This window comes from Modestobacter sp. SSW1-42 (assembly GCF_046635825.1).
In the GTDB taxonomy this organism is placed as follows: Bacteria; Actinomycetota; Actinomycetes; order Mycobacteriales; family Geodermatophilaceae; genus Modestobacter.
On sequence record NZ_JBISCA010000001.1, the window covers coordinates 861,748 to 873,967 of the forward strand.

The 12,220-nt window shown below is 73.6% G+C and carries 7 protein-coding genes; all 7 read left to right on the forward strand.

Annotated elements, in window-relative coordinates; genetic code table 11:
- Positions 1-29: 29 nt before the first annotated feature.
- The 7 genes from trpB to ACGBYP_RS04280 all read left to right on the forward strand — a co-directional run bounded on the left by trpB (position 30) and on the right by ACGBYP_RS04280 (position 12,218).
- Positions 30-1,421, forward strand: a complete 1,392-nt coding sequence (gene trpB, locus ACGBYP_RS04250; protein WP_411582012.1) for a tryptophan synthase subunit beta — start codon at positions 30-32, stop codon at positions 1,419-1,421.
- Positions 1,418-2,218, forward strand: a complete 801-nt coding sequence (gene trpA, locus ACGBYP_RS04255; RefSeq protein WP_411582013.1) for a tryptophan synthase subunit alpha — start codon at positions 1,418-1,420, stop codon at positions 2,216-2,218. The genes trpB and trpA overlap by 4 nt, the downstream gene beginning before the upstream one ends.
- Positions 2,215-3,231: a prolipoprotein diacylglyceryl transferase gene (lgt, locus tag ACGBYP_RS04260; protein WP_411582014.1), complete on the forward strand. Its 1,017-nt coding sequence runs from the start codon at positions 2,215-2,217 to the stop codon at positions 3,229-3,231. Before trpA ends, lgt begins: the two co-directional genes overlap by 4 nt.
- Positions 3,232-3,639: 408 nt before the next feature.
- Positions 3,640-8,316 (forward strand): glutamate synthase large subunit, encoded by a 4,677-nt coding sequence (gene gltB, locus ACGBYP_RS04265; protein ID WP_411582015.1) that lies wholly within the window; start codon positions 3,640-3,642, stop codon positions 8,314-8,316.
- Entirely contained in the window at positions 8,309-9,796 is a 1,488-nt protein-coding gene (locus ACGBYP_RS04270; RefSeq protein ID WP_411582016.1) for a glutamate synthase subunit beta, read from the forward strand. The genes gltB and ACGBYP_RS04270 overlap by 8 nt, the downstream gene beginning before the upstream one ends.
- Before the next feature lie 110 nt (positions 9,797-9,906).
- Positions 9,907-11,322 carry a pyruvate kinase gene (gene pyk / locus ACGBYP_RS04275; RefSeq protein ID WP_411582017.1) on the forward strand — a complete coding sequence of 472 codons (1,416 nt, stop codon included), beginning with the start codon at positions 9,907-9,909 and terminating at the stop codon, positions 11,320-11,322.
- A complete protein-coding gene (locus ACGBYP_RS04280) occupies positions 11,319-12,218 on the forward strand; it encodes an acyl-CoA thioesterase (RefSeq protein WP_411582018.1) in 900 nt (299 codons plus the stop codon). The genes pyk and ACGBYP_RS04280 overlap by 4 nt, the downstream gene beginning before the upstream one ends.
- The last annotated feature ends 2 nt before the right edge of the window (positions 12,219-12,220 follow it).

The following is a 12,220-nucleotide window of genomic DNA, read 5'->3' on the forward strand; positions in this document are numbered from 1 at the left end:
GGAGCCGGGGGATTCCCTACGCTGTAGGGGTGACCGCCCTCCACCCCGCCGCCCCTGACGTCAGCGACCTCCCCGCGCGTCCGGAGTGGCCGGACGCCACCGGGCACTTCGGTCCCTACGGCGGCCGGTTCGTCCCCGAGGCCCTCGTCGCCGCGCTCGACGAGCTCAGCGCCGCCTACGAGGCCATGCGCGTCGACCCGGCCTTCGTCGCCGAGTTCGCCCGCCTCCAGCGCGACTACACCGGCCGGCCCAACCCGGTCACCGAGGTGCCCAAGTTCGCCGAGCACTGCGGCGGCGCCCGCGTGCTGCTCAAGCGCGAGGACCTCAACCACACCGGCTCGCACAAGATCAACAACGTGCTGGGCCAGGCGCTGCTGACCAAGCGCATCGGCAAGACCCGGGTCATCGCCGAGACCGGCGCCGGCCAGCACGGGGTCGCCACCGCCACCGCCGCCGCGCTGATGGGGCTGTCCTGCACCGTCTACATGGGCGAGGAGGACACCCGCCGCCAGGCGCTCAACGTCGCCCGGATGCGGCTGCTGGGCGCCGAGGTCATCCCGGTGACCACCGGCTCGCGCACCCTCAAGGACGCCATCAACGAGGCGTTCCGCGACTGGGTCACCAACGTCGAGACCACCAACTACGTCTTCGGCACCGTCGCCGGCCCGCACCCCTTCCCGGCGATGGTCCGCGACTTCCAGCGGGTCATCGGCGACGAGGCCCGCGCCCAGGTCCTCGAGCGCGAGGGCCGGCTGCCCGACGTCGTCCTGGCGTGCGTGGGCGGCGGGTCCAACGCGATCGGCATCTTCACCGCGTTCGTGCCCGACGCCGGCGTCCGGCTCGTCGGCCTGGAGGCCGGCGGCGACGGCGTGGAGACCGGCCGGCACGCCTCCTCGATCACCGGCGGCGACCCGGGCGTGCTGCACGGCGCCCGGTCCTACCTGCTGCAGGACGTCAACGGCCAGACCGTCGAGTCACACTCCATCTCCGCCGGTCTGGACTACCCGGGGGTCGGCCCCGAGCACGCCTACCTGCACGACATGGGCCGCGCGGAGTACCGCCCGGTCACCGACGCCGAGGCGATGGAGGCCTTCGCGCTGCTGTGCCGCACCGAGGGCATCATCCCGGCGATCGAGTCCGCGCACGCCCTGGCCGGGGCGATGAAGGTGGGCCAGGAGCTCGGTCCGGACGCCCTGCTGCTGGTCAACCTCTCCGGCCGCGGGGACAAGGACGTCGAGACCGCCAGCGCCTGGTTCTCCCTCGGCGACCAGGGTGCGCCCACCGACGAGGACGCGCGCGCCGTCGAGGCCGGCCGGGGCGCCGACCCGGGCCCGGGCCTGGACGAGGACCAGCACGCCACCGAGGGCGCGGTCGCCAACCACGAGGCCGTCGCCGGCCAGGACGCGGGGGAGCAGGCATGAGCGCGCTGCAGCAGCGGATCGCCGCGGCCAACGCCGAGGGGCGGGCGGCGCTGGTCGCCTACCTGCCGGTCGGCTACCCCGACGTCGACGCCTCGATCGCGGCCATGGTCGCCGCGGTCGAGGGCGGGGCCGACGTCGTCGAGATCGGCGTGCCCTACTCCGACCCGGGCATGGACGGGCCGGTGATCCAGGAGGCGGTCGAGGTCGCCGTCCGGGCCGGCGTCGGCATGCCCGACGTGCTCGAGGCCGTCGCCGCAGTCGCCGAGGCGGGGGCGGTGCCGGTGGTCATGAGCTACTGGAACCCCATCGAGCGTTACGGCGTCGACCGGTTCGCCGACGACCTGGCCGCCGCCGGGGGAGCAGGGGCGATCACGCCCGACCTCATCCCCGACGAGGCCGGCGCGTGGCTGTCGGCCAGTGACCGGGCCGGGCTCGACCGGGTCTTCCTGGTCGCGCCGTCCTCCACCGAGACCCGCCTGGCGGCCACGGTCGACGCCTGCCGCGGCTTCGTCTACGCCGCCTCCACGATGGGCGTCACCGGCACCCGGGCCACCGTGGGTGACGCCGCCGAGCGCCTGGTCGTCCGCACGCGCGAGGTGTCCGGCGAGCTGCCGGTCTGCGTCGGCCTGGGCGTGTCCACCGGCGACCAGGCCGCCGAGGTGGCGGGCTTCGCCGACGGGGTGATCGTCGGATCGGCGTACGTGCGCCAGCTGCTCGACGGCCGGGGGCCCGCGGGCGTGCGTGTCCTGTCCGAGGAGCTCGCGGCCGGCGTCCGGCGTGCCAAGGTGGGGACATGACCGTCGCCCTGGAGCAGCTCGCGGCCATCCCCAGCCCCACCGTGGGCGTCTGGGAGATCGGGCCGTTCCCGCTGCGCGGTTATGCGCTGGCCATCATCGCCGGCATCGTGCTCGCCTGCTGGCTGGGGGAGCGGCGCTGGGTCGCCCGCGGCGGGGCCAAGGGCGACGTGCTCGACATCGCCGTCTGGATGGTGCCCTTCGGCATCGTCGGCGGCCGCATCTACCACGTGATCACCACCCCCGAGCCCTACTTCGGCGAGAACGGCGACCCGGTCCGGGCGCTCGCCATCTGGGAGGGCGGGCTGGGGATCTGGGGCGCCATCGCGCTGGGCGCCGTCGGTGCCTGGATCGGCTGCCGCCGCCGCGGCATCCCCCTGCCGGCCTTCGCCGACGCGCTCGCGCCGGGGATCGTGCTGGCCCAGGCCGTCGGCCGGCTGGGCAACTGGTTCAACAACGAGCTCTACGGGCGGGCCACCGACCTGCCCTGGGCGCTGACCATCCACCGCTGGGACTCCTCCGCCGGCCGGGCGATCACCGGTGCCGACGGCCGGGCGGAGGTGCTGGGCACCTTCCACCCCACGTTCCTCTACGAGCTGCTGTGGAACGTCGGCGTCGCCGCGCTGGTGATCTGGGCCGACCGTCGTTTCCGGCTCTCGCACGGGCGGGCCTTCGCCCTGTACGTGGCCGCCTACTGCGCCGGCCGGGTCTGGATCGAGGCGCTGCGCATCGACACCGCCGAGCAGTTCTTGGGGCTGCGGCTCAACGTCTTCACCTCGGTCATCGTCGGGCTGCTGGCGGTGGCCTACCTCGTCGCCCAGCGCGGTCGGCCCCGCGAGGTCGTCACTCGCGGGCGTGACGCGGACGCCGCCGAGCGCCCGGACGCACCGGCGACGGTCCCCGCCCCGGCGCCCGCGGCGTCCACCCCCGACCAGGCCGACAGCGCGGCCGACGGAACGGCCGGACAGCGCACGGGCAGCACCGCCGACGACCGGGGCGGGCCCACGCCGGGCTGACGGTCGGGTCGCGGGCCCGGCGGTCCGGGCAGTCGCCCGCGACGCGCCGTCGAGACCGGGCTGAGACCTGTTCGACATGTCGCTCAGGTGTCGCGTCTGTGTACGCTGACTTTCGGCCGACCAGTGATCCTGGGCCGGCCGGCGACGTCGGAACCGGGCCAGCGCTGCCCCGCGCACGACCACCTCACGGCCACCACGCCGTGGGCTGCGCGGTACCACGAGGCCGGGAGCACCGCCGCCGGCCCCGCTGCCCCACCCGACGGACCGCACCGTTCGACCTCCCTGCACCACCCCACCGCTCTGACCACCCGGCGGGGTCGACGTGACCCCCCGCACCAGCGCCCCCGGGCCGTCCCTCGCGGACGGCGCGGGCACGGGCGCCGCGGCCAGCCGACGACGGGAGTGACAATGTCCGACCTCGCCGCCCCCACCGCAGGACAGCCGGTCCCGGCTGCCCCCTCGCCGGTCCCGTTCTCCTCGCTGCCGGCCGCGTCCGGTCTCTACGACCCGGCCCGGGAACACGACGCCTGCGGCGTCGCCTTCGTCGCCGACGCCCAGGGACGCCGCTCCCGGGCCATCGTCGCCGCCGGCCTCACGGCGCTGCACAACCTCGACCACCGCGGCGCCGCGGGCTCGGAGCCGAACTCCGGTGACGGCGCGGGCATCCTCACCCAGGTGCCCGACGGGCTGCTGCGCGCCAGCGTCGGCTTCGACCTCCCGCCGGTCGGTGAGTACGCCGTCGGCATCGCCTTCCTGCCGGCCGACCCGGCCGAGCGGGCGTCGGTCGTCGACACGGTGGCCGGCCTCGCCGCCGAGGAGGGCCTGGAGGTGCTGGGCTGGCGCGAGCTGCCGGTCGACCCCGACGGCGCCGACCTCGGCCCCACCGCGCGCGCGGTCATGCCGCACTTCGCCCAGCTGTTCGTCGCCGAGACCACCGGCGCGCGCGCCGACGCCACGGCGTTCGGTGGCGCCGCCACCGCCCCGCACGGGGTCACCCGACTCGAGCGGCGCGCCTTCGTCCTGCGCAAGCGGGTCGAGCGGGCCGCCCGGGAGGCCGGCAGCAGCTGTTACGTCGCATCACTGTCGGCCCGCACCATCACCTACAAGGGCATGCTGACCACCGACCAGCTGCCGGCGTTCTTCCCCGACCTGCGCGACGAGCGCTACGAGTCGGCGATCGCCCTGGTGCACAGCCGGTTCTCCACCAACACCTTCCCGAGCTGGCCGCTGGCCCACCCGTTCCGGTTCATCGCCCACAACGGCGAGATCAACACCATCAAGGGCAACCGCAACCGGATGCGCGCCCGCGAGGCCAAGCTCGAGACCGGGCTCTTCGACGGCCCGGCCGGTCCGGCCAGCGAGCTCGGCCTGGAGCGCATCTTCCCGGTCACCGCCAGCGACTTCAGCGACTCGGCCACCTTCGACGAGGTGCTCGAGTTGCTGCACCTGTCCGGCCGCTCGCTGCCGCACGCGGTGCTGATGATGATCCCGGAGGCGTGGGAGAACCACGCCGAGATGGACGCCGCCCGGCGCGCGTTCTACCGGTTCCACTCCTCGATCATGGAGCCCTGGGACGGGCCGGCCTGCGTGGCCTTCACCGACGGCACGCTCATCGGCGCGGTCCTGGACCGCAACGGCCTGCGCCCGGGCCGCTGGTGGCGCACCAAGGACGACCTGGTCGTGCTCGCCAGCGAGGCCGGCGTGCTGGACATCCCCGCCGGCGACGTCGTGGCCAAGGGCCGGCTGCAGCCGGGCCGGATGTTCCTCGTCGACACCGCCGCGGGGCGGATCGTCAGTGACGAGGAGGTCAAGGGCGACCTGGCCACCGCCGAGCCCTACGAGGACTGGCTGCACGCCGGGCTGGTGCACCTGCCCACGCTGCCCGACCGCCGCCGCGCGCGGCCCAGCCACGAGTCCGTCGTCCGGCGGCAGCAGCTCTTCGGCTACACCGAGGAGGAGCTGCGGCTCCTGGTCCAGCCGATGGCGGCCAGCGGCGCCGAGCCGATCGGCTCGATGGGCAGCGACACCCCGATCGCGTCGCTGTCGGACCGCTCGCGGCAGCTCTACGACTACTTCAGCCAGCTCTTCGCCCAGGTCACCAACCCGCCGCTGGACGCCATCCGCGAGGAGCTGGTGACCAGCCTGGGCCGGACCTTCGGCCCGGAGCAGAGCCTGCTCGGCGCCACCCCGGCGTCCTGCCGGCAGGTGTTCCTGCCCTACCCGGTCATCGACAACGACGAGCTGGCCAAGATCCTGCACATCGACGACGACGGGGACCTCCCCGGCTTCGCCGCCGTGCGGATCACCGGCCACTTCGACGTCACCGGTGGCGGCGCGGCCCTGGCCCAGGCCATCGAGGAGCTGCGCACCAAGGTCAGCAAGGCCATCGCCGCCGGCGCCCGGGTCATCGTGCTGTCCGACCGGGACAGCGACGAGAAGCGTGCGCCGATCCCGTCACTGCTGATGACCGCCGCGGTCCACCACCACCTGGTGCGCGAGCGCACCCGCATGGAGGTCGGCCTGGTCGTGGAGACCGGCGACTGCCGCGAGGTGCACCACGTCGCGCTGCTGCTGGGCTACGGCGCGGCCGCGGTCAACCCCTACCTGGCCTTCGAGAGCGTCGAGGACCTGATCCGCACCGGCACGCTCACCGGCGTCCAGCCCGCCCAGGCCGTCCGCAACGTGGTCAAGGCCATGGGCAAGGGCGTGCTGAAGGTGATGAGCAAGATGGGCATCAGCACCGTCGGCTCGTACACGATGGCGCAGATCTTCGAGACCGTCGGCCTGTCCAAGGCCGTCGTCGACGAGTACTTCACCGGCACCCCGGCCACCCTGGACGGCGTCGGGCTCGACGTGCTCGCCGAGGAGGTGGCCATGCGCCACCGCCGGGCGTGGCCGCCGAACGCGACCGAGCGGGCGCACCGCCGCCTGGAGACCGGTGGCGAGTACCAGTGGCGCCGCGAGGGCGAGGTGCACCTGTTCAACCCCGAGACGGTGTTCCTGCTCCAGCACGCCACCCGGTCGCGGCAGTACGACGTCTTCCAGCGCTACACCGACACCGTCGACGGCCTCTCCGCGCAGGCGGCGACGCTGCGCGGGCTCTTCGCGCTGAAGACCGGTGACCGGCCGGCCCTCCCGATCGAGGAGGTCGAGCCGATCAGCGAGATCGTCAAGCGCTTCCAGACCGGCGCGATGAGCTACGGCTCCATCTCCGCCGAGGCGCACGAGACGCTGGCGATCGCGATGAACCGGCTCGGTGGCCGGTCCAACAGCGGGGAGGGCGGCGAGGACGCCGACCGGTTCGTCCCCGACGAGAACGGCGACCTGCGCCGCTCGGGCATCAAGCAGGTGGCCAGCGGCCGGTTCGGGGTGACCAGCGAGTTCCTGGTCAACGCCGACGACATCCAGATCAAGATGGCGCAGGGCGCCAAGCCCGGTGAGGGCGGCCAGCTGCCCGGCAGCAAGGTCTACCCGTGGATCGCCCGCACCCGGCACTCCACGCCCGGCGTCGGCCTGATCAGCCCGCCGCCGCACCACGACATCTACTCGATCGAGGACCTCAAGCAGCTCATCCACGACCTCAAGAACGCCAACGACGAGGCGCGGGTGCACGTCAAGCTGGTCTCGGAGTCCGGCATCGGCACGGTCGCGGCCGGGGTCAGCAAGGCCAAGGCCGACGTCGTCCTGGTGTCCGGCTTCGACGGCGGCACCGGTGCGGCGCCGCTGACCTCGCTCAAGCACGCGGGCACCCCGTGGGAGATCGGCCTGGCCGAGACCCAGCAGACGCTGCTGGCCAACGGGCTGCGCGACCGGATCGTCGTCCAGGTCGACGGGCAGATGAAGACCGGGCGCGACGTCATCGTCGCCGCGCTGCTGGGTGCCGAGGAGTTCGGCTTCGCCACCGCCCCGCTGGTGGTCGAGGGCTGCGTGATGATGCGCGTCTGCCACCTCGACACCTGCCCGGTCGGCGTGGCCACGCAGAACCCGGAGCTGCGCAAGCGGTTCACCGGCAAGCCCGAGTTCGTCGTCACCTTCTTCGAGTTCATCGCCCAGCAGGTGCGCGAGTACCTCGCCCAGCTCGGCTTCCGCTCCATCGCCGACGCCGTCGGGCACGCCGAGCTGCTCGACGTCGCCCCGGCGGTCGACCACTGGAAGGCCTCGGGCATCGACCTCAGCCCGGTCGTCGCCGTCCCGGACCTGCCCGCGGGCACCCCGCGCCGCAAGGTCCGCGACCAGGACCACGGCCTGGACGTCGCCCTGGACCAGACCCTGATCCAGCTCTGCGAGGGCGCGCTGCTCGACGCCCGCCCCGTGCACCTGGAGCTGCCGGTCCGCAACGTCAACCGCACCGTCGGCACGATGTTGGGCTCGATGGTCACCCGCCGCTTCGGCGGTGAGGGGCTGCCCGACGGCACGATCGACCTGACCTTCACCGGGTCGGCCGGTCAGTCCTTCGGCGCCTTCCTGCCCCGTGGCATCACCATGACGCTGGTCGGGGACGCCAACGACTACGTCGGCAAGGGCCTGTCCGGCGGGCGCATCGTCGTCCGCCCGGCACCGGAGGCGACCTTCGCCGCCGAGGACAACGTCATCGCCGGCAACGTCATCGGCTACGGCGCCACCTCCGGCGAGCTGTTCCTGCGCGGCCGGGTGGGGGAGCGCTTCTGCGTCCGTAACTCCGGCGCCCTGGCCGTCGTCGAGGGCGTCGGCGACCACGCGCTCGAGTACATGACCGGCGGCAACGCGGTCATCCTGGGCGAGACCGGGCGCAACATCGCCGCCGGCATGTCCGGCGGCGTGGCCTACGTCCTGGACCTGGCGCACCACCGGGTGAACCGGGAGATGGTGGAGGTCGAGGCGCTGGACGCCGAGTCCTCGCCGTGGCTGCGGGAGGTGCTGGTGCGCTACCGCGAGGCCACCGGCTCCGCCGTGGCGTCCAGCCTGCTCGCCGACTGGGGCCGCTGGTCCGAGCGGTTCAGCGTGATCATGCCGCGCGACTACCGGCGCGCCCTGGAGGCCCGACGGGCCGCCGAGGCCGCCGGACACGACGTGGACCGAGCTGTCATGGAGGCGGCACGTGGTTGATGCAACGGGGTTCCTGAAGTACGACCGGCAGATGCCGCCGCGGCGGCCGGTCGAGCTGCGCCTGCTGGACTGGAAGGAGGTGTACCTCACCCGCGACACCGGGGAGGACGCCGTCTTCCCGGTGCAGGCCGTCCGTGAGCAGGCCGCCCGCTGCATGGACTGCGGCATCCCGTTCTGCCACCACGGCTGCCCGCTGGGCAACCTGATCCCGGAGTGGAACGACCTCGCCCGCCGCGACGACTGGCGGGAGGCGATCGAGCGGCTGCACGCGACGAACAACTTCCCGGAGTTCACCGGGAAGCTCTGCCCGGCGCCGTGCGAGTCCGCGTGCGTGCTGAACCTGGACAACGCGCCGGTCACCATCAAGAACATCGAGTGGGAGATCATCGACCAGGCCTTCGTCAACGGCTGGGTCACCCCGCAGCCGCCGGCGGAGCTCACCGGGCGCACGGTGGCCGTCGTCGGCTCCGGGCCGGCCGGCCTGGCCGCGGCCCAGCAGCTGACCCGGGCCGGGCACGAGGTCACCGTCTACGAGCGGGACGACCGGATCGGCGGGCTCATCCGCTACGGCATCCCCGAGTTCAAGATGGAGAAGCGCCACCTGGACCGGCGGCTGGACCAGATGCGCGCCGAGGGCACCCGCTTCGTCACCGACGCGCACGTCGGCGGCACCGGCGAGGGTGCGCTCACCACCGAGCAGCTGCGCGCCGAGCACGACGCCGTCGTCCTGGCCATCGGCACGCCGGTGGCCCGCGACCTGCCGCTGCCCGGCCGCGACCTGGCCGGCGTCCACTTCGCCATGGAGTTCCTGCCCGGCGGCAACCTCGAGGCCCTCGGCGAGCTCGACGACCCGCCGATCAACGCCCGCGGCAAGAACGTGGTCATCATCGGCGGCGGCGACACCGGCGCGGACTGCCTGGGCACCGCCCTGCGGCAGGGTGCGGCGACCGTGGCCCAGCTCGACTACAAGCCCGCCCCGGCGGGCTCCCGTCCGCAGGACAACCCGTGGCCGACCTACGAGATGATCCTGCGCGTCTCCCCGGCCCACGAGGAGGGCGGCGACCGCCTGTTCGCGGTCAACACCGAGCGCTTCCTCGGCGACGAGGACGGGCACGTGCGCGCCCTCGAGGTCGTCGAGGTCGAGGTCGTCGACGGCAAGCGGCAGCCCAAGCCGGGCAGCACGCGCGAGCTCCCCGCCGACCTGGTGCTGCTGGCCCTGGGCTACACCGGCCCGGAGACCACCGGCCTGGTCGAGCAGCTGGGCTGCGGTGTGGACGAGCGCGGCCGGGTCGCCCGGGACGACGAGTACATGTCGACCGTCCCCGGGGTGTTCGTGGCCGGCGACATGGGCCGCGGCCAGTCGCTCATCGTCTGGGCGATCGCCGAGGGCCGGGCGGCCGCGGGCGCGGTCGACAACTGGCTCACCGGCAACTCGATGCTGCCGCGGCCGGTGACCCCGACCGCCGTCCCGCTGGCCTGATCGGCCCCGTCCCGACGGGGACGAGACGTCCCTGACGACTACGCCCCCTCGGGGGGACACGACGGACCCGGTCCGTGGAGTCCTCCCGAGGGGCGACTAGTTTCTGCCCCATGTCACGTCGCGCGAAGATCGTCTGCACGCTGGGCCCGGCGACCGGTTCCCTGGAGCAGATCACCGCCCTCGTCGAGGCCGGCATGGACGTCGCCCGCCTCAACTTCAGCCACGGCAAGCACGCCGACCACGAGACGGCCTACCGCCTCGTCCGGCAGGCCAGCGACAAGGTCGGTCGCGCGGTCGCGATCCTCGCCGACCTGCAGGGCCCCAAGATCCGGCTGGGCACGTTCGCGAACGGCCCGGTCACCTGGGCCACCGGCAGCCGGGTCTGCATCACCGTCGAGGACGTCGAGGGCACCGCCGAGCGCGTGTCCACCACGTACAAGGACCTCGCCAACGACGCCCGGGTGGGTGACCGGCTGCTCGTCGACGACGGCAAGATCGCCCTCACCGTCGTCGAGGTCTCCGGCCCCGACGTGTTCTGCCTGGTGCTCGAGGGCGGGCCGGTCTCCAACAACAAGGGCCTGTCGCTGCCCGGCGTCGCCGTCAGCGTCCCGGCCATGTCCGACAAGGACACCGAGGACCTCCGCTTCGCCCTCTCCCTCGGCGTCGACTTCGTCGCGCTCTCCTTCGTCCGGCACGCCCGCGACGTGGAGCTGGTGCGCGAGGTCATGCGCTCCGAGGACGTCGAGGTCCCGGTGATCGCCAAGCTCGAGAAGCCCGAGGCGATCGAGAACCTCGACGCCATCTGCGACGCCTTCGACGGCGTCATGGTCGCCCGCGGCGACCTCGGCGTGGAGCTGCCGCTGGAGCAGGTCCCGATGGTGCAGAAGCGCGCCGTCCAGGCCGCCCGTGAGCGCAACAAGCCGGTCATCGTGGCCACGCAGATGCTCGAGTCGATGATCGAGAACTCCCGGCCCACCCGCGCCGAGGCCTCCGACGTCGCCAACGCCGTCCTCGACGGCGCCGACGCGGTGATGCTGTCCGGGGAGACCTCGGTCGGCAAGTTCCCGATCGTGGCGGTCAAGACGATGGAGCGGATCATCGCCGCCGTCGAGGCCGACGAGATCCTGGCCCCGCCGCTCAAGCAGGCCTCGCACTCCCGCCCGGGTGCGATGGTGCGCGCGGCCAAGGACGTCGGCGAGGCCCTGGACGTCGCCGCGCTGGCCGCCTTCACCTCCACCGGCCGCAGCGCGCAGCGGCTGGCGTCGGTCAAGACCCGGCTGCCGATCCTGGCCTTCACCACCGACCCGCGGGTGCGCAGCCGGCTGGCGCTGTCGTGGGGCGTGGAGACCTTCCTGGTCCCCGAGGTGACCCACACCGACGACATGGTCGGCCAGGTCGACTTCTCGCTGTTGTCGATCGGCCGGCTCAACGAGGGCGACCAGGTGGTCATCATCGCCGGGAGCCCGCCGAACACGGCCGGCACGACGAACCTGGTCCGCGTGCACGAGGTGGGTACCGAGGCGTGACCGCAGGGGACGTGCGGGACGGCGGCGGGCCGGGGGAGACCCCGGCCGCCGGGCTGATGGTGGTGCTGGACCTGGAGGAGCGGGGTCCCGACCTCTACGTCGGCACCACGCCCCGCACGCCCCTGCAGCGCATCTTCGGCGGGCAGGTCGCCGCGCAGGCGCTCACCGCGGCCACCGCCACGGTGTCGGCCGACCGGGCGGTCCACTCGCTGCACTCGTACTTCCTGCGGCCGGGCGACCCGCACGAGGAGATCCGCTACGAGGTCGACCGGATCCGCGAGGGCCGGTCGTTCAGCACGCGGCGGGTGGTCGCCCGGCAGACCCGCAAGGGCGAGGACGTCGCGATCTTCGCGCTCACCGCCGACTTCACCGGCGGTGAGCGCCCGCTGGTCGAGCACTCGCTGCCCATGCCCGAGGTCCCCGGTCCCGAGTCGCTGCCCGGGCTGGCCGAGGTCGCTGCCGCCCACCCCGAGCAGGGCGCGGTGCTGCGGGCGCTGGAGCGGGCGGTCGAGCAGCGCTACCTGGCCGACCCGTTCGACCCGCAGCCGCGCACCCTGCCGCACACCGCCTCGCGCGTGTGGTTCCGGGTCGCCGGGCGGCTCCCCGACGAGGACGCCGTGCACGCCGCGGCGCTGACCTTCGTCACCGACCTGACGCTGCTGTCGGCCGGGCTGGCCCGGATCGGCGGCGGCTGGAGCGGGACGACGGTCGGCGCGAGCCTCGACCACGCCGTGTGGTTCCACCGGCCGGTGCGCGCCGACGAGTGGTTCCTGTACGAGACCGACAGCCCCGCGGCCGCCAGTGGCCGGGCGCTGTGCTTCGGGCAGATCTGGGCCGCGGACGGCACGCACGTGGCCACCGCCGTCCAGGAGGGGCTCATCCGCTCCCTCGAGTGAGC